The sequence below is a fragment of the Streptomyces collinus genome (assembly GCF_031348265.1).
Lineage (GTDB): Bacteria > Actinomycetota > Actinomycetes > Streptomycetales > Streptomycetaceae > Streptomyces > Streptomyces collinus.
In genome coordinates this window covers 2,422,022-2,442,582 of sequence record NZ_CP133771.1, presented here as the reverse complement: position 1 = coordinate 2,442,582, position 20,561 = coordinate 2,422,022, and the positions used below count along the sequence as shown (strand labels likewise).

Here is a 20,561-nt window from a genome sequence, read left to right as displayed (position 1 = left end):
ACCGCACCGCACCATGACGGAACGACCCGCGCAGCGCACCCCCAACCGACAGCTCGCCGCGCTCATCGCAGAAGCGGGGTTCTCCAACGCGGGACTCGCCCGTCGCGTGGACCAGCTCGGTCTCGAACACGGGCTTGATCTGAGATACGACAAGACCTCCGTCACCCGGTGGCTGCGCGGTCAGCAGCCCAGGGGCACCACGCCCGCCCTGATCGCCGAGGTCTTCACCCGGCGCCTCGGCCGCCGCCTCTCCGCCCAGGACCTCGGCCTGGACGCCTGCGCCCCGGTCTACGCGGGGCTGGAGTTCGCCGCCACCCCCGAGGAGGCCGTCGACATCGTCAGCGGGCTGTGGCGCAAGGACTCCGGCAGCCACGCCGAGCTCCGCAAGATCGCCTTCACCCCGGCGGGGCTCGTCGTGCCCAGCCGCGACTGGCTCATCGGCCGGGCCGACGAGAAGGTCGCCCGGGGCGAGCAGGCCGCCGCCCGCATCCCGGTCCACGGCCGCCCGGCCCTGCGCCCCACGGCCACGCCCGAGCAGGGCGTGCCGTCCCTGCCCCGCCAGCGCGGACAGGCCGAACGCGGACCGGGCCAGAAGGTCACCGCCGGCGACATCGCCGCCCTGCGCTCGGTCGGCGAGCTGTTCCGCACCCTCGACGACGCCTACGGCGGCGGTCACGCCCGCCAGGCCCTCGTGCGTTACCTGGAGCACGAGTGCGAGCCCATGCTGCGCGGCACCTACGGCGAGCAGACCGGCCGCCGGCTGTTCGCGGCCGCAGCGGACCTGACCCGGCTCGCGGGCTGGACGTCGTACGACATCGCCGCGCACGGACTCGCCCAGCGCTACTTCGTGCAGGCGCTGCGGCTCGCCCAGGCGGCAGGGGACCGGACGTACGGGGCCTATGTACTGGTCACCATGAGCCGCCAGGCCGTCTACCTCGGGCACGGGCGGGAGGCCGTCCAGCTCGCCCGCGTGGCCCAGCAGGGCGTCGGCACCTCCGGGCCGCCCGTCGTCCAGGCCCTGCTGCACGCCTCCGAGGCGCGCGGGCATGGGGTGCTCGGCGAGGTCCGGGCCTGCACTGCCGCCCTGGTCCGCGCCGAACGCGCCCTGGAGACGGCCCGGCCCGGGGACGACGTCCCGCACTGGGCGAAGTTCTTCGACGAGGCCCAGCTCGCCGACGAGTTCGGCCACTGCCACCGCGACCTGCAGCAGTTCCGCGCCGCCGCCCAGCACGCGGAACGCTCACTCCAGCTGCGGGCCCCCTCCTTCGCCCGCAGCCGCCTCTTCTGCCGTGTGGTCCTCGCCACCGCCCGCCTGGGCCTCGGCGAACTCGACCAGGCCTGCCAGCTGGCCGCGGAAGCGGCGGGCCAGGCCGCGGAGATGCGCTCGGTACGGGCGGTGGAGTACGTGAGGGACTTCGAACGACGCCTGGAACCGTACAAGGACGCGGCTCCGGTGCGGACTTACCGCGACAAGGTATCGGCTTTGGGGTAAGGGCCTCGGGGGGCGGGGCCGTGTCGATATGCGGCTTCGCCGCGTGGGCGCGGACAGCCGCAACGCGCCCGCACCCGACGACCCGCCTATGCAGCCCGTGGCACGGTCGGCACAGGATCGGCGACGTGCATCGACCGCCCCGCCCCGAGGTCCGCCAGGATCGCCGCAGATGCCCGATGCCCCGAGTGCAGAGCACCCTGGACCGTACTGGTGTCCCGGTGATCCCCGCACACATACAGCCCGGCGATCAACCGCACCGGCCGCCGCAGATCATGCGGCGGCCGCATCGCGGGCACGGCCTCCGCCGTGTGGTGCACGGCCAGCGTCTCCCACCGCGCCGTCGGCACCCCGTACAGCCGCGCCAGATGCATCCGCACCGCGGTGTCGACATCGCCCGGCGGCCGTCCCGGCACCGTCGACGACACCAGCGCCCGCCCCGCCGGCGCCCGGGTCGGATCGACGTCACTGACCACCGCCGTGTGCGCGACCGGCCCGCCCAGATCCGCGTCGAGCAGCAGCGACGCCCCCGTCCCCGGCGGCTCGTCGGTCGTGTGGTGCACCACCGTCACCGGATGGAACTCCGGCACCCGCAAGCCGGGCAGCAGCTCGGCCGCGGCCCGCGCGCCCGTCGCCACCAGGACCGCCCGGCACCGGATCTCACCGTGCTCCGCGGTGGTCACCGAGGTCGTCGACACGGAGGTGACGCGGACGCCGGTGTGCACCGTGCCCGGCGGCAGCGTGCGCGCCAGCTGTTCCGGCAGGGCGTCGGCGCCGCCCTCCGGCAGACACAGCCGGCCCCGGGCGAAGGCGCGCAGCGCGAGGTCCGCGCACCGGCTGGACGTGGTGAGGCCCGGGTCGCACAGCAGCGCGGCGAGCAGCGGACGCAGGAAACCGTCGATCGTACGGGCGGGCAGCCCGCGCGCCGCCAGGGCCTCACCGGCCGGCAACTCCGGGCGGGACAGCAGCCGTTCGGCCGGGGTTCCTGCCAGGCGGGTCAGGGCGGCACCCAGCCGGGCCTGGTCGACGGCCGTGCCGAGCGGGGCGCCGGACCTGCTCCGGGGGACGGAGACCTGCCGGCCCGGCACGGCCACCGGCCTCCTGGGCGGCCTCGGTGCGGACGGCGGCCGGGGAGCACTCGCCAGCGCGCGTACCGCATGCAGTGCGCCCCGTGCGCCCCCTGCGCCCGGCTGGACACCGGCGCGGTGATGGCGTCCGTCGCCGTGCAGCAGGACACCGGGTGTGAAGGGCCGCAGCACCAGCCCGTCCAGACCGGGTGTCAGCCGTAGTTCGGGATACGCCGTGGACAGCAACTGACCGATCCGGTCGAGCCGGAAGCCGTCGACCTTCTCCGTCGCCATGCGGCCGCCGACCCCGTGGGCGGCCTCCAGGACCATGGTCGTCACTCCTGCGCTGGTCAGCCGGTGCGCGGCCGAGAGTCCGGCGACCCCGGCCCCCACGACGACCACGTCCGCCTGGTACGCGGGCTCAAGCACGTGCCCCTCCTCGAGGTTGCGCGGGCGCTGGAGACGTCATGCCCTCAACAGGCCGCAGGGATACGCGAGTTCTGGTCGAGGGTAGGACCGTGATCGGTCAGCGGGAGTCGCGCATCGACAGGGCACGGTCGCACGGCGGTCGCATACGGACGCCTTGTGGGCATGAAGTGGTCGCAGGAGGCTGGTGTGCGACTCGAACGAGCTGTCTTGGAAAGGCCGGTCGGATCCCGGACAGACGGCCGGTCCGCGCCGCCGGGGCCCGCCGGGGAGCCGTCACAACGCCGCCCGGATCGCTCCCTCGATCTCCGGGAAGGCGAACCGGAAGCCCGACTCCAGCAGCCGCGTCGGCAGCACCCGGACGCTGCCGAGGACGTCCCCGGCCATCTCGCCGAGCACCGTCCGCAGCACGGCCGCGGGCACCGGGAACAGCGTCGGGCGGTGCAGCACCCGGCCCATCGCCGCCGTGATCTCACGGTTCGTCACGGGGTTCGGGGCGGTGACGTTGAACGGCCCGGACAGACCGTCGGTGTCGATCAGATGCCGGATCGCGGCGACCTCGTCGTGCAGCGCGATGAACGACCAGTACTGGCTCCCGTCGCCCATCCGCCCGCCGGCCCCCGCCCGGAACAGCGGGAACAGCCGGGCCCAGGCGCCGCCCTCGCGGGACACGACAAGACCGGTCCGGGTGAACACCGTGCGGACACCGGCCTCCTGGGCCGGCGCCGTGGCCCCCTCCCACTCCACGCACAGCTCGGGCAGGAAACCCTCTCCCGCGGGCGTGCTCTCGTCGGCCGTGCGCTCACCGGTCTCGCCGTAGTAGCCGATGGCGCTGCCGTTGACGAAGACCCGCGGCCGTTCCTTGGCGTCCAGGGAGGCCACCGCCCCGGCCAGGGCCGCCGTGCCCTTCACGCGGCTGTCGCGGATCCGCTGCTTGTAGGCGTCCGTCCAGCGCCGGTCACCGACGCCGGCCCCCGCCAGGTTGACCACCGCGTGGCACCCGGCGAGCCCGGCCGCGTCCACCCGCCCGTCCTCGGGGTCCCAGCGGATCTCTCCGGCCGTCCGGGGCGTGCCGCGCACCAGACGGCGCACCTCGTGTCCGTCGGCGGTCAGGGACCGCACCAGAGCACCGCCGATGAGACCGGACGCACCCGCCACCGCGATTCTTGAACGCTCCATGAACCCATCCTGCCGCGCCGCTCCGTAAAACCCCTGCAAGGCCTTGATCCGCTCGCCGTAGGGTGACGCCCATGCCCGAGCTCCCCGCACCGCACATCCGCACCGCCCGGCCCGACGACGACGGCGAACTGGCCCTGCTCGACCGGCTCGCCTGGTCGCACCGGCACGCGGTGACGCCCGAGCCACAGCCGCCCTACGCTCCCTTCTTCAGCGAGCGGCACACCCCCGACAACTGCCTCGTCGCCGAACTCGACGGCGCTCTCGCGGGCTATGTCCACCTCGGTTTCCCCACACCGCTCGACTCGAACCGGCACGTCCACCAGATCCAGGGCCTCGCCGTCGCCGGGGAGGCGCGCGGCCGTGGGGTCGGCCGGGCGCTGGTCCGGGCCGCCGTCGACGAGTCCCGCCGGCGCGGCGCCCGCCGCATCACGCTGCGGGTCCTCGGGCACAACACCCCGGCCCGGGCGCTCTACGAGGCCGAGGGGTTCGTGGTCGAGGGGGTCCTGCCGGAGGAGTTCCTGCTCGACGGGGCGTACGTCGACGACGTGTTCATGGGGCGCTTCCTGTGAGCCGGAGCTACGACGCGGCCAGCTCGCCCGTGTCCACCGGCGCCGTCGCGGCCGCGGCGTCGCGCGCGTCGGAGCCGACCTCGTCCGCCGTCAGGACGTAACCCGTCTCGGCGTCCGTGGTGGAGCGGGCGAAGACCACGCCGAACACCCGGCCGTCCGTGGTGAGCAGCGGGCCACCGGAGTTGCCCGGGCGGACGGTGGAGCGGATCGAGTAGATCTCCCGAACGGCCGTCCCGTCGTTGTAGATGTTCTGGCCCGTCGCCCGCACCCGGTTCGCGACCGTCGCCGCCTGGAGGTTCAGGTCGCCGTCCTCCGGATAGCCCGCGACCACCGCCGCCCCGCCCCGCTCGGCGTCGTCGTCGAAGCGCAGCACGGGCGCCTTCAGACCCGGCACGTACAGCACGGCCACGTCCTTCTGCGGGTCGAAGAGCACCACCCGAGCCTCGTACGTCCGCCCGACCCCGCCGATCTGCACGGTCGGCTCGTCGATGCCCGCCACCACATGGGCGTTGGTCATCACGCGCTCGCGCGCGTAGACGAACCCGCTGCCCTCACGGCCCTGCGTGCCCGCCACGCCTTCGACCTTCACCGTGCTCCGCTTGGCGGCGTCGGTCGCGGCGGCCGTGACACTGTCGCCGGTGGGCTTGGCGACCTCGGCCGTCGACTCGTTCTCGAAGGGGTTGAAGACCTGCGGGAAGCCCGCCTGCGTCAGAGCGGACGTGGCCCCCGAGAACCAGGCCGGCGTCGTGTCCGGCATCGTCCGCTGCACGGCGCCGAGCAGGCGTGAGTCCCGGATGGCCGAGGTGACCAGCGGCGACGAGGACGCGCCGAGGACGCTCGCGGCCACCCACGCCACGATCAGCACGGCCACCGCGTTGGCCACGGCCCCGCCGATCCCGTCCGCCACTCTGAGCGGCCCCCGGTCCAGCTCCCGCCGCAGCCGCAGCGCGAGGCGCCCCGCCAGCTCGTGCCCCACGACCGCCGGGAGCAGCACCGTGAACACCGCCGCCAGCGTCGCCCGCGTCGTCCCGGGCTCCACCAGGTCCATCACCCACGGCAGGACCCACACGCCGACGACCGCACCGCCCACGAAGCCCGCCAGCGACACACAGCCGGCCACCAGCCCGCGCCGGTACCCGGACGCCGCGTAGGCCAGAACGACCAGCAACAGCAGGATGTCGAGCAGGTCCACGCACGCCGCCTTTCTCTCGGAACCCCTTAATACGCGGGGGGAGGGCCCGGTGATCAGTCACACGCGCACGCGATGATCGGAACCGGCCACGCGGGCGTGCATTCGGAAAAACGTCGCGGACCGTGACGATGGTTCCACCGGGTGGCACATCACACATCGCGGACGGACGGGATCGGGCCGACAGTGGGATCATGCGTGTCTTCCGAAGACGGCGGGGCGCACGCAGGCACTCCGCCGACGGGACACCCGGCACAGCCGGTCTGCCGCGCGCGGCCCGGCTCCTGCTCGGCTGCCTGCCGGGCGTCGCCGCCGTCGTGGCGCTGGTCCTGTGCGCCCACGGCGTCGAGAACGCCGCCGAGACCGGCTCCCGCGCCGCCCCGCCCCGCTCCGAAGCCACGCCCTACAGCGCCCCGCGCCCGCCCGTCGTGCCGAGGGCGCACTGGCTGGGCGACGCCGCCCGCGCGCAGCCCCGCCCGCGCTACGACGACCGGGTCCTCGCCGTCTTCGTCCACCACACCGACTCGCCCAACGGCTACGACTGCGCCGACGCGCCCCGCATCATCCGGGACCTCTACACCGGCCAGACCGGCACCCGCGACTGGGACGACATCGGCTACAACTTCGTCGTCGACCGCTGCGGCACCGTCTACGAGGGCCGCGCCGGGGGCGTGGAACGCGCCGTCACCGGCGCCCACACCCAGGGCTTCAACCACCGCACCACGGGCATCGCCGCCCTCGGCACCTTCACCGAGGGCATGCCCGTCCCGCAGCCCATGATCCGGGCGATCGCCGCGCTGTCCGCCTGGAAACTGGGCCTGACGGGCACCGACCCGCGCGCGGACGTCCGCCTCGTCTCCAGCAACGGCCTGAGCCGGTACGCGGCCGGCTCCACCGCCCGGCTGCCCGCCCTCGCCGGCCACAACGACGGCTACATGACCAGCTGCCCGGGCGCCGCCCTGCACGCCCGCCTGCCCGAGATCAGACAGCTCGCGGCCCGCCTCCAGGGCCGACCGGACGGACCACAGCGAGGCCACAGCGAACGCGCAGCGTCCTGAGATCCCGGCCCCCTACGGTCGTCCCCACAGACAGCCGACCGAAGGCGGGGACCATGAACGACGGTCGTACGAAGACCCCGGGGCACACGGACGTGCGGACGGGGAGCACCCGGGGCCCCTGGGCGGTGCTCTGCGCGGCGGTCACCGTCGTCCTGGGCCCGGCCGCGGTCACCGCCTGCGCCCTCGACCAGGCCAACGCCGCTCCGATGCACCACGCGGTGCGGGCCGATCAGACGCAGGCGTACATACCGTCCGACGCGAGCCGCCGACGGGTCGCCTGATCAGCCCCTGAAGCGCTCCCACAGCCGGGGGTAGCGCTCGGCGAGCAGCGCCTCGTTCTCGAAGTTCAGCGGCGTGCCCTCCGGCTCCGGGGGCGCCGGGGCGATCTCCAGGTCGGGCGCGACCACCCCGGTGAGCTGTTCGTAGGCCTCGTCCGCCGCGTAACCCAGCTCCTCGCCGTCGCCGTCGATCTCCTCGTCGAAGTCGTCCAGCAGACCGGCGAGCGCGTCCGGGTCGTGCACGGCGCCCTCGAACACCTCGCGGCCCTGGCCGATCAGCCAGCACCGGAAGAAGTCGAAGGCGTCGTCGCTCGCCCCGTCGAGCAGCACCCAGGCGGCGCCCCACAGGTCCCAGCGGTAGGCGCGGTTGTAACGGGACTCGAAGTGCCGGGCGAAGTCCAGGACCGAGTCCGGGTCCAGCTGGGCGAGCCGGTCCACGAGCAGGTCGGCCTGCTCCTCCGGGTCGCCTTCGGCAGCCTCCCGGGCGTCGTCCACCAGCTCCCAGAACTCCGTCTCGTCCATCACGGGTCAAGCATCGGCCCTGGGGCACAGGGCCGCACCCGGAGTGCGCGGGATCGTTATGCGCCGCGCTCGGGCCGGTAGAGCCGGGCCAGCCGCGCCGCGTCGGCGGCGAACCGCTCGCGCAGACCCGCCGGCTCCAGCACCTCCGCCTCCGGGCCCAGCGCCGCCAGCTGGGTGTGCGCGACCTCCTCGGACTCCACCGGCAGGTCCACCGTCACCCAGCCGCCCTCGTCCGGGGCGCCCGCGTCCGCCAAGGCCTCCCGGGCGGTCAGCGCGTCCAGGGCGTACGGCAGTGCGCGCACGCCGTCGGGGGACAGCCGCACCACGACCCGCGTCCGCAGGATGGACCGCGCGAACTGCTCCGCCCGCTCCTCCCAGAACGCGGGCAGGTCGAAGTCCGGCTCCCGCTCGAAGCGCTCACCGTCCGCGTCCACCGCTGTGAACCGGTCGATCCGGTACACCCGGAAGGACCCGCCCCGGGCCACCCGCGCGCACAGGTACCAGACGCCCGCCTTCAGCACGAGCCCGTACGGCTCCAGCTCCCGGACGACCTCGTCCTCCTCGCGCCGGTAGCGGGCGCCGATCCGCCGGTCGTCCCACACCGCGTCGGCGACGGCGGGCAGCAGGGCCGGCGTCTTCGGCTCCTTGAACCAGTTCGGCGCGTCCAGATGGAACCGCTGGGCGGCCGACCTGGAAGCGTCCCTGAGGGACGGCAGCAGCGCCGCCGACACCTTCAGCCGAGCCGCCGAGGCCGCGTCCTCCAGCCCCATCTCCCGCAGTGCCCCCGGCACCCCGGACAGGAACAGCGCCTCGGCCTCACCGCGGTGCAGCCCGGTCAGCCGCGTCCGGTACCCGCCGACCAGCCGGTACCCACCGGCCCGCCCGCGGTCCGCGTACACCGGCACGCCCGCCTCCGACAGCGCCTGGGCGTCCCGGGTGATCGTCCGCTCCGACACCTCCAGCTCACCGGCGAGTTCGGCGGCGGTCATGGAAGGCCGGGACTGGAGCAGCAGCACCATCTTGATCAGCCGGGCAGCACGCATGGCCACATCATGCAGCAGGCCCCCGCCACAGCGGGGGCCTGCCGATCACCGGTCCCTGGGGACCTTACCGATCACCGGTCCTCACAGACCGTACTTCTCGCGCGCTTCCTTCACGGACGCCGCCTTGACCTCGCCGCGCCGCGCGAGCTGGGCCAGGGCCGCGACGACGATCGACTCGGCGTCGACGCCGAAGTGGCGGCGGGCCGCCTCACGGGTGTCCGAGAGGCCGAAGCCGTCGGCGCCCAGCGAGGACCAGTCCTGCTCGACCCACTGCGCGATCTGGTCCGGGACCTGGCGCATGTAGTCGGAGACCGCCAGCACCGGGCCCTCGGCACCCTGGAGCGCCTGCCGCACGAACGGCACCCGCTCCTCGCCGCGCAGCAGCGCCTCGTCCGCCTCCAGGGCGTCCCGGCGCAGCTCGCTCCAGGACGTCGCCGACCACACGTCGGCCGCAACGTCCCACTCCTCGGCGAGCAACTGCTGCGCCTTGAGCGCCCAGTGGATCGCCGTACCGGAGCCGAGCAGCTGGATCCGCGGGGCGTTCGCCGGGGGCGTGATGCCCGCCGACTCCGCCGTGTTGAAGCGGTACAGGCCCTTGACGATGCCCTCGTCGACACCGGCGACGGACGGCTTCGCGGGCTGCGGCAGCGGCTCGTTGTAGACGGTCAGGTAGTAGAAGACGTTCTGGTCCTCACCCGGGGCCGCCTCGCCGTACATCCGGCGCAGACCGTCCTTGACGATCGTCGCGACCTCGTAGGCGAACGCCGGGTCGTACGACAGCGCCGCCGGGTTCGTCGCCGCGATCACGGGGGAGTGGCCGTCGGCGTGCTGCAGGCCCTCGCCCGTCAGCGTCGTGCGGCCGGCCGTGGCGCCGACGAGGAAGCCGCGGCCGAGCTGGTCGCCGAGCTGCCACATCTGGTCGGCCGTGCGCTGCCAGCCGAACATCGAGTAGAAGATGTAGAACGGGATCATCGCCTCGCCGTGCGTCGCGTACGACGTCGAAGCGGCGATGAAGTCGGCCATCGAACCGGCCTCGGTGATCCCCTCGTTGAGGATCTGGCCGTTCTTGGCCTCCTTGTAGTACATCAGCTGGTCGCGGTCGACCGGCTCGTACGTCTGGCCCTTCGGCGAGTAGATGCCGAGCGAGGGGAACAGCGACTCCATGCCGAAGGTGCGCGCCTCGTCCGGGACGATCGGCACCCAGCGCTTGCCCGTCTCCTTGTCGCGGACCAGGTCCTTGACCAGACGGACGAACGCCATGGTGGTGGCCACGTTCTGCGAGCCGGAGCCCTTGTCGAAGGAGGCGAACGCCTTCTCCGCCGGGGCGGGCAGCGGGGCGACCGGGTGCACCCGGCGGGCCGGGGCCGGACCGCCGAGGGCGGCACGCCGCTCCTGGAGGTAGCGGACCTCGGGGGAGTCGGCGCCCGGGTGGCCGTAGGGCACCACGCCGTCGACGAAGTCGCTGTCCTTGATCGGCAGTTCGAGCAGGTCGCGCATGTTCTTGAACTCGTCCACCGAGAGCTTCTTCATCTGGTGGTTGGCGTTCTTCGACGCGAAGCCCTCGCCGAGGGTGTGGCCCTTGACCGTCTGGGCCAGGATCACCGTCGGCGCGCCCTTGTGCTCGACGGCCGCCTTGTACGCGGCGAACACCTTGCGGGCCTCGTGACCACCGCGCGAGAGGTGGAAGCACTCCAGGATCTTGTCGTCGCTCAGCAGCTTCGCCATCTCCACGAGCGCCGGGTCGCCGCCGAAGAAGTCCTGGCGGATGTAGGCCGCGTCGCGGGTCTGGTACGTCTGGATCTGCGCGTCCGGTACCTGACGCAGGCGGCGTACGAGCGCGCCCGTGGTGTCCAGCCGGAACAGCTCGTCCCAGGCCGTGCCCCACAGCGTCTTCACGACGTTCCAGCCGGCCCCGCGGAACTGGGCCTCCAGCTCCTGCACGATCTTGAAGTTGGCGCGGACCGGGCCGTCGAGGCGCTGCAGGTTGCAGTTGATGACGAACGTGAGGTTGTCCAGCTCCTCACGGGCCGCCAGCGCGAGGGCCGCCGTCGACTCGGGCTCGTCCATCTCGCCGTCACCGAGGAACGCCCACACGTGCGAACCGGCGGTGTCCTTGATGCCGCGGTTGGCCAGGTAGCGGTTGAAGCGCGCCTGGTAGATCGCCGACAGCGGGCCGAGGCCCATGGAAACGGTCGGGAACTCCCACAGCCAGGGCAGCCGGCGCGGGTGCGGGTAGGAGGGCAGGCCGTTGCCGCCCGCCTCCCGGCGGAAGTTGTCGAGCTGCTCCTCGTTCAGACGGCCGTCGAGGAACGCGCGGGCGTAGATGCCGGGGGAGGCGTGGCCCTGGATGTAGAGCTGGTCGCCGGAGCCGTCGGCCTCTTTGCCCTTGAAGAAGTGGTTGAAGCCCGTCTCGTACAGCCAGGCCGCGGAGGCGAAGGTGGCGATGTGGCCGCCGACGCCGTACTTGCTGCCCCGGGTCACCATCGCGGCCGCGTTCCACCGGTTCCACGCGGTGATCCGCTGCTCCAGCGCCTCGTCACCGGGCACGGCCGGCTCGGCGGAGGTGGGGATGGAGTTGACGTAGTCGGTTTCGAGGAGCTTCGGCAGCGCGATGCCGGCGCCCTCGGCGCGCTCCAGCGTGCGGCGCATCAGGTATGCGGCACGGTGCGGCCCGGCAGCCTTGGTGACCGCGTCCAGGGAGGCCTGCCATTCGGCGGTCTCCTCCGGGTCCCGGTCGGGGAGCTGGTCGAGCTCGCTCGGCTGGATGGCGTTGGGGTCGGTCATGTCGCCGCCTTCCTCAGTCGAAGGGGGTTCCCTCACATAAGGGGATCGGGGGTGCCCTTTGTCTTTGGCAGGACAGGGCGTGAGGCTCTGGTGGAAGCCCGTCGGCGACTGTAACCCGCTGATCGATGATCGATCAAAGGGTTGAGGGGCAAAACCTCTTGATCACGAGAAAATAGGCACGGGGTGCCTTGGGTGATGGCACGCGGTGACTGTCTATCGGGCGGTTTTCGCAGGTCGGAGGCGTTTGAGCGCGGGGGTGCTCGGGTGTCACGCCCGGGGCGCGCAGCCCAGCACGTGGGCCTTCACGAGCTCGGCGATGCGCGGGTCGCGGCGCTTGAACGCGGCGACCAGCTCCTCGTGCTCCTCCGCGTACGACTGCTGCTGGGTGCCCAGCCAGCGGATCGACAGGGCCGTGAACACCTCGATGCCGAGGCCTTCCCAGGTGTGCAGCAGGACGGAATTGCCCGCGGCGCGCACGAGTTCGCGGTGGAAGGCGACGGTGTGGCGGACCTGGGCCGTGCCGTCGGAGACGCGGTCGGCCTCGTACAGGGCGCTGACGTGGGGCTCCAGAGCCGAGCAGTCCTCCGCGAGGCCCTGGGCGGCCAGCTCGGCGGCGATGGCCTCCAGGCCGGCCCGGACCGGGTAGCTCTCCTCCAGGTCGGCGGCCGTGAGATTGCGGACCCGCACGCCCTTGTTCGGAGCGGACTCGATCAGACGCAGCGACTCCAGCTCGCGCAGGGCCTCGCGGACCGGGGTCTGGCTGACCTCCAGCTCGGTCGCGATCCGGCGCTCCACGATCCGCTCACCCGGCTGCCAGCGTCCGCTGATGATCCCCTCCAGGATGTGCTCGCGGATCTGCTCGCGGAGCGAGTGGATGACGGGCGCGGTCATGAGGGCTCCTTACGCGGGATTGACGTTTAGACAATACGGCTGGTTCGCTCCGCGGGTGAGGCGGGTGGGGGCGCTTTGGTGCAGGTGAGACGAGACTTACACGGGGGGAGTGGGATTGTCGTTCGACTGACGGTTGGTTGTGGTTGCTCGCGCAGTTCCCCGCGCCCCTGGGTACGACGGTGCCCCGTCCGGAAAATCCGGACGGGGCACCGATGCGTGCGGCTGGTCGGCGATTACAGGCCGAGCTCGACCTCGAACTCGCCTGCCTCCAGGATGGCCTTGACCGCCGTCAGGTAGCGGGCGGCGTCGGCGCCGTCCACCAGGCGGTGGTCGTAGGACAGGGTCAGGTACGTCATGTCGCGGACGCCGATGACCGTGCCCTCCTCCGTCTCGATGACGGCGGGGCGCTTGACCGTCGCGCCGATGCCGAGGATCGCGACCTGGCCCGGCGGCACGATGATCGTGTCGAAGAGCGCGCCGCGCGACCCGGTGTTGGAGATGGTGAAGGTCGCACCGGACAGCTCGTCCGGGGTGATCTTGTTGGCGCGGACCTTGCCCGCCAGGTCGGCCGTGGCCTTGGCGATACCGGCGAGGTTGAGGTCACCGGCGTTCTTGATGACCGGGGTCATCAGGCCCTTCTCGGAGTCCACCGCGATACCGACGTTCTCGGTGTCGAAGTAGGTGATGGTCCCCTCGGCCTCGTTGATCTTGGCGTTGATCGGCGCGTGCGCCTTCAGCGCCTGCGCCGCGGCCTTGACGAAGAACGGCATCGGCGAGAGCTTGACGCCCTCACGCGACGCGAACGCGTCCTTGGCACGGGCGCGCAGCTTCATCAGACGCGTGACGTCGACCTCGACGACCGAGGACAGCTGGGCCTGCTCGTGCAGGGCCTTGACCATGTTGTCGCCGATGACCTTGCGGATCCGCGGCATCTTGACGGTCTGGCCGCGCAGCGGGGACGCCTCCAGCACCGGGGCCTTCTTGGCGGCCGACGGGGCGGCAGCGGCGGGGGCCGGGGCGGCGGCGGCGGTCTTCGCGGCCTCGGCGGCGGCGACGACGTCCTGCTTGCGGATACGGCCGCCGACACCCGTGCCCTTGACGGACGACAGGTCGACGCCGTGCTCGGCGGCGAGCTTGCGCACCAGCGGGGTCACGTAGGCGCCGTCGTCGGCGGGCTGGGCGGCGGCCGGAGCGGCCGGAGCGGCCGGGGCCTGGGCCGGAGCCGGGGCGGGAGCAGGAGCGGCCGGGGCCGGCTCGGGAGCCGGGGTGACCTGCTGCTGCGGGGCCGGGGCCGACGGGGCCTGCGGGGCCGGGGCGGGCTGCGCCGGGGCCGGAGCCGGGGTGGGCTCGGGCTGGGCCGGGGCGGCCGGGGCCTCCTGCGCGGGGGCGGCGGCCGGAGCGGCACCCGCCTCGCCGATGACGGCGAGCTTGGCGCCGACCTCGGCGGTCTCGTCCTCGCCGACCACGATCTCCAGCAGCGTGCCGGAGGTGGGGGCGGGGATCTCGGTGTCGACCTTGTCCGTCGACACCTCAAGCAGCGGCTCGTCGGCCTCGACGGTGTCACCGACCGACTTCAGCCAGCGGGTGACGGTGCCCTCGGTGACGGACTCGCCGAGCGCGGGCAGGACGACGTCCGTGCCCTCGGCGGAGCCGCCGCCGGCGGCGGCGTCGGCGGAGGGAGCGGCCGCCGGGGCGGCCTGCTCGGTGGACGGGGCGGCCGCGGCCGGCTCGGGAGCCGGCTCGGCGACCTGCTCCGCGGCGGGCGCGGACTCGGCAGCGGGCGCGCCGCTGCCGTCGTCGATCAGGGCCAGCTCGGCGCCGACCTCGACCGTCTCGTCCTCGGCGACCTTGATGGAGGCCAGGACACCGGCGGCGGGCGAAGGAATCTCGGTGTCGACCTTGTCGGTCGACACCTCGAGCAGCGGCTCGTCGGCCTCGACGCGCTCGCCCTCGGCCTTCAGCCAGCGGGTGACAGTGCCCTCGGTGACGCTCTCGCCGAGCGCCGGAAGGGTTACGGAAACCGCCATGGTTTCGGTTGCTCCTTACGGAAAGTGCGGAAGTCTGTGTCGTCGCGTGTGTCGACCGAGGGGTCAGTCGTGCGCGTGGAGGGGCTTGCCGGCCAGGGCCAGGTGGGCCTCGCCGAGCGCCTCGCTCTGGGTCGGGTGGGCGTGGATGAGCTGCGCGACCTCGGCGGGCAGCGCCTCCCAGTTGTAGATCAGCTGGGCTTCGCCGACCTGCTCGCCCATGCGGTCGCCGACCATGTGGACGCCGACGACGGCACCGTCCTTGACCTGGACGAGCTTGATCTCGCCCGCGGTGTTCAGGATCTTGCTCCTGCCGTTGCCCGCGAGGTTGTACTTGAGAGCGACGACCTTGTCCGCGCCGTAGATCTCCTTGGCCTTGGCCTCGGTGATACCCACGGAGGCGACCTCCGGGTGGCAGTACGTCACCCGCGGGACACCGTCGTAGTCGATCGGAACGGTCTTCAGACCGGCCAGGCGCTCCGCCACCAGGATGCCCTCGGCGAAGCCGACGTGCGCGAGCTGGAGGGTCGGGACGAGGTCACCGACGGCGGAGATGGTCGGCACGTTCGTGCGCATGTACTCGTCGACCAGGACGTAGCCGCGGTCCATCGCGACGCCCTGCTCCTCGTAGCCCAGGCCCTGGGAGACCGGGCCGCGGCCGATGGCGACCAGCAGGACCTCGGCCTCGAACTCCTTGCCGTCGGCGAGGGTGACCTTGACGCCGTCCTGGGTGTACTCGGCCTTCTGGAAGAAGGTGCCCAGGTTGAACTTGATGCCGCGCTTGCGGAACGAGCGCTCCAGCAGCTTGGAGGAGTTCTCGTCCTCGACCGGGACGAGGTGCTTCAGGCCCTCGACGATCGTGACCTCGGTGCCGAAGGACTTCCACGCGGAGGCGAACTCGACGCCGATGACACCGCCGCCCAGGATGATCGCGGACTTGGGCACGCGGTCCAGGACGAGGGCGTGGTCGGAGGAGATGATCCGGTTGCCGTCGATGTCCAGGCCGGGCAGCGACTTCGGCACGGAGCCGGTCGCGAGCAGGACGTGGCGGCCCTCGACGCGGCGGCCGTTCACGTCGACGGACGTGGGGGAGGACAGACGGCCCTCACCCTCGATGTACGTCACCTTCCGGGAGGCGACGAGCCCCTGCAGGCCCTTGTACAGGCCCGCGATCACGCCGTCCTTGTACTTGTGGACCCCGGCGATGTCGATGCCCTCGAAGGAGGCCTTCACACCGAACTGCTCGCTCTCGCGGGCCTGGTCGGCGATCTCGCCCGCGTGCAGCAGGGCCTTGGTGGGGATGCATCCCCGGTGCAGGCAGGTGCCGCCGACCTTGTCCTTCTCGATCAGGGCGACGTCCAGGCCCAGCTGCGCCCCGCGCAGGGCCGCGGCGTAACCACCGCTGCCACCGCCGAGGATCACTAGGTCGAAAACGGTGCTGGCGTCGTTCGCCACGTCACGTCCTCCATGCATGTGCGCCGTGAGCCGGTCTTCAGTGACCGGCAGGCGGCTGGTGTCCGGCCGCTCGTTCTTCGGCCCTTCGGTGGGGCCCTGTCCTGCCGAGCCCCATCTTCGCACTTGTCGGCACACAAGGAGACGCCGGGCTGCGGTGTGAGACGCCCCACGTTCAGATGAGCCCCGCCGGGGAAACGCCCAAGGGGCGCGGGGAACTGCGCGAACAGCCCCCACGCCCCCGCACTCGCCACACGACGGACGAGACCGAGCTCTCAGGCGACGATCAGCCCAGATCGCCCGCAGCCGTCAGCTCCGCCAGCCGCACCAGCGTCCGCACGGCCGTCCCCGTACCGCCCTTCGGCGTGTACCCGAAGGGCCCGCCTTCGTTGAAGGCCGGCCCGGCGATGTCCAGGTGCGCCCAGGTGATGCCCTCGCCCACGAACTCGCGCAGGAAGAGACCGGCGACCAGGCCGCCGCCCATCCGCTCACCCATGTTCGCAATGTCGGCCGTGGGCGAGTCCATGCCCTTGCGCAGGTGCTCCGGCAGCGGCATCGGCCACGCCGGCTCCCCGACCTCCTCGGCGGCCTCGACCAGCGCCGCGCGGAACGCGTCGTCGTTGCCCATGATCCCGAACGTCCGGTTGCCCAGCGCCAGCACCATCGCCCCGGTCAGCGTCGCCACGTCCACGATCGCGTCCGGCTTCTCCTGCGACGCCGCCCACAGGGCGTCCGCGAGCACCAGCCGGCCCTCGGCGTCGGTGTTGAGCACCTCCACCGTCTTGCCGCTGTACATCCGCAGCACGTCACCCGGACGGGTCGCGGAGCCGGAGGGCATGTTCTCGGCCAGGGCGAGCCAGCCGGTGACGTTGACCTCCAGGCCGAGACGCGCGGCGGCGACGACCGCGGCGAACACCGAGGCCGCGCCGCTCATGTCGCACTTCATCGTCTCGTTGTGACCGGCCGGCTTCAGCGAGATGCCGCCCGAGTCGTAGGTGATGCCCTTGCCGACGAGGGCGAGGTGCTTCTTCGCCTTCGAGGAGGTGTAGGACAGCTTCACCAGGCGCGGTCCCGCCGCCGAGCCGGCCCCGACGCCGAGGATGCCGCCGTAGCCGCCCTTGACCAGGGCCTTCTCGTCGAGCACCTGCACCTTGATGCCGTGCTCCTTGGCCGCGGCCTGGGCGATCGCGGCGAACGACTCGGGGTTCAGGTCGTTCGGCGGGGTGTTGACCAGGTCGCGGGCGCGGTTGAGCTCCTCGGACACGGCGACGGCACGCTCGACCGCGGCCTTGTACGCCTTGTCGCGGGGCTTGCCGCCGAGCAGGGCGACCTCGGCGAGGGGAGCCTTGCCGTTCTTCGCCTTGGCGTCCTTGCCGTTGTCCTTGTACGCGTCGAAGGAGTACGCGCCGAGCAGCGCGCCCTCCCCGATCGCGCCCGCGTCGGCGGCGTCGCCCAGCGGCAGTGCGAAGGCGGCCTTCTTGGAGCCGGCCAGGGCGCGGGCGGCGACACCGGCGGCCTTGCGCAGGGCCTCGGTGCCGTACTCGGCGTCCTTCTCCGGGACCGGGCCCAGACCGACCGCCAGGACGAGCGGTGCCTTGAAGCCGGACGGCGCCGGCAGCTTCGTCACCTCGCCCTCGCCGCCGGAGGCGCCGAGCGTCTCCAGAACGCCGGCCAGCCTGCCGTCGTACGCCTTGTCCACGGCCTCGGCGCCCGGTGCGACGACCGGCCCCTTGGCACCCTTGGCGACACCGATCACGATCGCGTCGGCCCGCAGGCCGGGCGCCGCGGCGGTGCTGAGAGTGAGAGCAGTCACGGTGGTGAAATCTCGCTTCCGATGTGAAGTTGCTGTGGTCGAACGGTGTGGGTCGACCGGGCCCGACAGGCGACCCTATGCGGACCCCAGGGTCTGTGGGTCACGGGGCCTTCCCCGGTGCGGCGAACACTCGACGACGAGACTACGCGCGTGGCCCCGTTCGCTCATTCCTCCGGGTGTTCACCTGTCGGTGGCGTAGTGGCCATTTCTCGATCCTTCATGTCGGTGAACTGACTCACACTCGTCGCGATCCGGTGAGCGCTCTGCCCGCCGCTTTGCATGATTGCTGGGCCCCTGGGCCGCGTACCGCGCGCTGACCCCGCAACCCCGGCCCGGCGGCACGGACATACGGCTGTGCCACCTCGTCTACGACGTGCCGCCCGGCGCCGACCCGGAGGGTCTGGCCCGGGCGCGGGGCGCGGCGGTGCACTGCGCGGTGACCGGCACCGGAGATCATCCTTGGGGCACGCTCCCGTACACCCTGCACAAGCCGGAGAACACCTCGTGAGACGCCCGTCCCTGCTCGTCGCCCTGCTGGCCCTCCTGCTCGCGGGCTGCACCCAGGAGCCCGACGACAAGCCCGGCCCGCGCTGGCAGCCCCGCCCCGGCACGGCCTGGCAGTGGCAGCTGAGCGGACGCCTGGACACCTCCGTCGACGTGCCGGTCTACGACATCGACGGCTTCGACCACTCCGAGGAAACCGTCGCCCGGCTGCACCGCGAGGACCGCAAGGTCATCTGCTACCTCTCCACGGGCGCCTGGGAAGAGTTCCGCCCGGACGCCGGGAAGTTCCCGAAGGCCGTGCTCGGGCGCGGCAACGGCTGGAAGGGCGAGCGCTGGCTCGACATCCGTCGCACCGACGTCCTGGAACCGCTCATGGCGGCCCGGATCGAGATGTGCCGCGACAAGGGCTTCGACGCGGTCGAGCCGGACAACATGGACGGCTACCGCAACGACACCGGCTTCCCGCTCACGGCCACCGACCAGCTCCGCTACAACCGCCTCATCGCCCGGCTGGCCCACGACCGGGGCCTGGCCGTCGGTCTGAAGAACGACCTGGACCAGATCCCGGAACTGGTCGGGGACTTCGACTTCGCGGTCAACGAGCAGTGCGCCCAGTACCGCGAGTGCGCGGCCCTCAAGCCGTTCGTCGAGGCCGGCAAGGCCGTCTTCCACGTCGAGTACGAGGTCCCCACGGGCCGCTTCTGCGCCGACTCCCGCCGCCTGAAGCTCAGTTCGCTGCTCAAGAAGTACGAACTGGGGGCGTGGCGACGGGCCTGCTGAACCCGATGCCGGTGACCGCCGTACCCGCGACGCGGTCGGCGAGGGACCGGCGGCCGGGGGAGAGGACCGGCAGCGCGTTCATCAGGAACAGCACCACCGCGACCGCCCACACCAGGACCGACAGCACGATCTGCCCCTCGACCAGCAGGACGCAGGCCACGGCGTACACGGCGATGTCCGCGGCCGTGGTGACCGCGGCCCGCCGCGCCGCCCTGACCCGGGGCGGGAGGTTCGGAGTCACCTTCAGACCGGTCAGGGCCTTGCCGACCGTGCGCCCGGCCAGGGCCAGGCACGCCCACTGGTAGAGGAACACCGTCAGCACCAGCAGCCCGAAGGCCTGCTCGACGTACAGCACCGACTTGTTCCACAGCGAGAGCCCCAGGTCCTGGGAGGCGTCGAGCACGTCGCCGCGCGAGGTCAGCAGGTCGAAACCGCCACGGGTCGCCAGTTCGGGTACGTCGGTGACGAGCGCGGAGACCCGGTGGAAGGTGAGCACGGCGAGCGCCGAGGCCAGCGCCGCCACCAGCGCGAAATCCACGAGCCAGGCCGTGGCACGGCGCAGCTTCGGCATGAACGTCCCCCGATCACTTGTGTGTCGGGCAGGAAGCTAGCGGCTGGGCGGCCCGGGCAGGAGAGGGACGGGAAGATCGTTTCAGCCCAGTGACAGAACGATGAGCGCCGTGGTCGCCGCCGTCTCCGCCAGACCGCCGAAGACATCCCCCGTGACCCCGCCGAAGCGGCGCGTGCAGTGGCGCAGCAGCGCCTCGGCGGCGGCCAGGGCGAGAACGGCCGCGAGTGCGGTGCGGACCGGGCCGTACGGCCCGAAGAGGGCACCGGCCGCCGCCACGGCCCCCACGACGGCCACGGCGGCGAGCACCGCCCCCCGCAGCGGCACCACCCCCGCGACGGCCGCCCCCAGCCCCTCCGGCCGCGCCGCCGGCACTCCGGCCCGGGCCGCCAGGGTCAGGGCCAGCCGGGCCAGGGTCGCGGAGACGACGGCGGCGCACGCGCCCCGGGCCCAGGAGGCGTCGTACGCCTGGGCGAGTGCGGCGACCTGCGCGAGCAGGGTGAGGACGAGGGTGATCACCCCGAAGGGCCCGATGTCCGACTGCTTCATGATCCGCAGCGCGTCCTCGGCGGGCTTCCCGCTGCCCAGCCCGTCGGCGGTGTCCGCGAGCCCGTCGAGATGCAGCCCCCGGGTGAGGACGGCCGGGACGGCGACGGTCGCCACGGCGGCCGACGGCGCGCCCGCGCCGAGGAACAGCAGCACCCACCCGAGCCCGGCGGCGGCGGCACCGACCGCCAGCCCGGCCAGCGGAGCGCACAGCATGCCGACGCGGGCGGCCTCCCGGTCCCACCGCGTCACCCGGACCGGGATCACCGTGAGGGTGCCGAAGGCGAAGCGGAGGCCGTCGAGGGGCGAGATTGCGGGCACCGGCGCAGGCTACCGGCCGGTCAGGAGAGCGAGCACGCCGGCCGAGGATAAAGTGCGC

The 20,561-nt window shown here is 72.6% G+C and carries 18 protein-coding genes; 6 read left to right on the top strand and 12 right to left on the bottom strand.

Annotation, left to right across the window (positions count from 1 at the left end; translation table 11 throughout):
* Positions 1 to 13: 13 nt before the first annotated feature.
* Positions 14 to 1,492, top strand: coding sequence for an NsdA family TPR-like regulatory protein (locus RFN52_RS10975; protein ID WP_184845539.1), 1,479 nt, complete (start codon positions 14 to 16; stop codon positions 1,490 to 1,492).
* 86 nt (positions 1,493 to 1,578) lie between these two features.
* Here RFN52_RS10975 and RFN52_RS10970 read toward each other — a convergent pair whose 3' ends face one another.
* Both RFN52_RS10970 and RFN52_RS10965 read right to left on the bottom strand, forming a co-directional pair.
* The gene (locus RFN52_RS10970; protein WP_184845537.1) at positions 1,579 to 2,985 is read right to left on the bottom strand and encodes an NAD(P)/FAD-dependent oxidoreductase; all 1,407 of its coding nucleotides are present in this window, start codon (positions 2,983 to 2,985) and stop codon (positions 1,579 to 1,581) included.
* 273 nt (positions 2,986 to 3,258) lie between these two features.
* Positions 3,259 to 4,161 (bottom strand): TIGR01777 family oxidoreductase, encoded by a 903-nt coding sequence (locus RFN52_RS10965; RefSeq protein ID WP_184845535.1) that lies wholly within the window; start codon positions 4,159 to 4,161, stop codon positions 3,259 to 3,261.
* 71 nt (positions 4,162 to 4,232) lie between these two features.
* Here RFN52_RS10965 and RFN52_RS10960 point away from each other — a divergent pair, with 71 nt between their 5' ends.
* Entirely contained in the window at positions 4,233 to 4,730 is a 498-nt protein-coding gene (locus RFN52_RS10960; protein WP_184845532.1) for a GNAT family N-acetyltransferase, read from the top strand.
* 7 nt (positions 4,731 to 4,737) lie between these two features.
* On the opposite strand, the gene RFN52_RS10955 is transcribed toward RFN52_RS10960, so the two are convergent.
* Positions 4,738 to 5,922, bottom strand: coding sequence for a MarP family serine protease (locus RFN52_RS10955; RefSeq protein WP_184845530.1), 1,185 nt, complete (start codon positions 5,920 to 5,922; stop codon positions 4,738 to 4,740).
* A 191-nt stretch (positions 5,923 to 6,113) separates the two neighbouring features.
* Between RFN52_RS10955 and RFN52_RS10950 the strand changes: the two genes are divergently transcribed.
* Together RFN52_RS10950 and RFN52_RS10945 are read left to right on the top strand one after the other, a co-directional pair.
* Positions 6,114 to 6,977 (top strand): peptidoglycan recognition protein family protein, encoded by an 864-nt coding sequence (locus RFN52_RS10950; RefSeq protein WP_229856222.1) that lies wholly within the window; start codon positions 6,114 to 6,116, stop codon positions 6,975 to 6,977.
* Positions 6,978 to 7,030: 53 nt separating this feature from the next.
* Positions 7,031 to 7,258, top strand: a complete 228-nt coding sequence (locus RFN52_RS10945; protein WP_184845528.1) for a hypothetical protein — start codon at positions 7,031 to 7,033, stop codon at positions 7,256 to 7,258.
* Here the strand turns inward: RFN52_RS10945 and RFN52_RS10940 are convergent, their stop codons facing one another.
* The 7 genes from RFN52_RS10940 to RFN52_RS10910 all read right to left on the bottom strand — a co-directional run bounded on the left by RFN52_RS10940 (position 7,259) and on the right by RFN52_RS10910 (position 17,784).
* Entirely contained in the window at positions 7,259 to 7,780 is a 522-nt protein-coding gene (locus tag RFN52_RS10940) for a DUF4240 domain-containing protein (RefSeq protein WP_184845526.1), read from the bottom strand. It lies immediately after the preceding gene.
* Between the two features lie 53 nt (positions 7,781 to 7,833).
* Complete coding sequence (locus RFN52_RS10935) at positions 7,834 to 8,820, bottom strand: helix-turn-helix transcriptional regulator (protein ID WP_184845524.1); 987 nt, start codon at positions 8,818 to 8,820, stop codon at positions 7,834 to 7,836.
* A gap of 81 nt (positions 8,821 to 8,901) precedes the next feature.
* Positions 8,902 to 11,604 (bottom strand): pyruvate dehydrogenase (acetyl-transferring), homodimeric type, encoded by a 2,703-nt coding sequence (gene aceE, locus RFN52_RS10930; protein ID WP_184845522.1) that lies wholly within the window; start codon positions 11,602 to 11,604, stop codon positions 8,902 to 8,904.
* Between the two features lie 267 nt (positions 11,605 to 11,871).
* Complete coding sequence (locus RFN52_RS10925) at positions 11,872 to 12,495, bottom strand: GntR family transcriptional regulator (RefSeq protein WP_033312601.1); 624 nt, start codon at positions 12,493 to 12,495, stop codon at positions 11,872 to 11,874.
* 233 nt (positions 12,496 to 12,728) lie between these two features.
* A complete protein-coding gene (gene sucB, locus RFN52_RS10920; RefSeq protein WP_184845520.1) occupies positions 12,729 to 14,522 on the bottom strand; it encodes a 2-oxoglutarate dehydrogenase, E2 component, dihydrolipoamide succinyltransferase in 1,794 nt (597 codons plus the stop codon).
* Positions 14,523 to 14,585: 63 nt separating this feature from the next.
* Positions 14,586 to 15,974 (bottom strand): dihydrolipoyl dehydrogenase, encoded by a 1,389-nt coding sequence (lpdA, locus tag RFN52_RS10915; protein ID WP_184845518.1) that lies wholly within the window; start codon positions 15,972 to 15,974, stop codon positions 14,586 to 14,588.
* Between the two features lie 283 nt (positions 15,975 to 16,257).
* Positions 16,258 to 17,784 (bottom strand): leucyl aminopeptidase, encoded by a 1,527-nt coding sequence (locus RFN52_RS10910; RefSeq protein WP_184845516.1) that lies wholly within the window; start codon positions 17,782 to 17,784, stop codon positions 16,258 to 16,260.
* A gap of 283 nt (positions 17,785 to 18,067) precedes the next feature.
* On the opposite strand from RFN52_RS10910, the gene RFN52_RS10905 reads away from it, so the two are divergent.
* Entirely contained in the window at positions 18,068 to 18,292 is a 225-nt protein-coding gene (locus RFN52_RS10905) for a hypothetical protein (RefSeq protein ID WP_184854228.1), read from the top strand.
* On the top strand, positions 18,289 to 19,068 hold the full coding sequence (locus tag RFN52_RS10900; protein WP_184845514.1) for an endo alpha-1,4 polygalactosaminidase: 780 nt from the start codon (positions 18,289 to 18,291) through the stop codon (positions 19,066 to 19,068). Before RFN52_RS10905 ends, RFN52_RS10900 begins: the two co-directional genes overlap by 4 nt.
* Here RFN52_RS10900 and RFN52_RS10895 read toward each other — a convergent pair.
* Entirely contained in the window at positions 19,028 to 19,639 is a 612-nt protein-coding gene (locus RFN52_RS10895; RefSeq protein WP_184845512.1) for an RDD family protein, read from the bottom strand. The two genes, RFN52_RS10900 and RFN52_RS10895, sit on opposite strands and share 41 nt — an antisense overlap.
* A gap of 81 nt (positions 19,640 to 19,720) precedes the next feature.
* Positions 19,721 to 20,503 carry an adenosylcobinamide-GDP ribazoletransferase gene (locus RFN52_RS10890; RefSeq protein WP_184845510.1) on the bottom strand — a complete coding sequence of 261 codons (783 nt, stop codon included), beginning with the start codon at positions 20,501 to 20,503 and terminating at the stop codon, positions 19,721 to 19,723.
* Positions 20,504 to 20,561 lie beyond the last annotated feature (58 nt).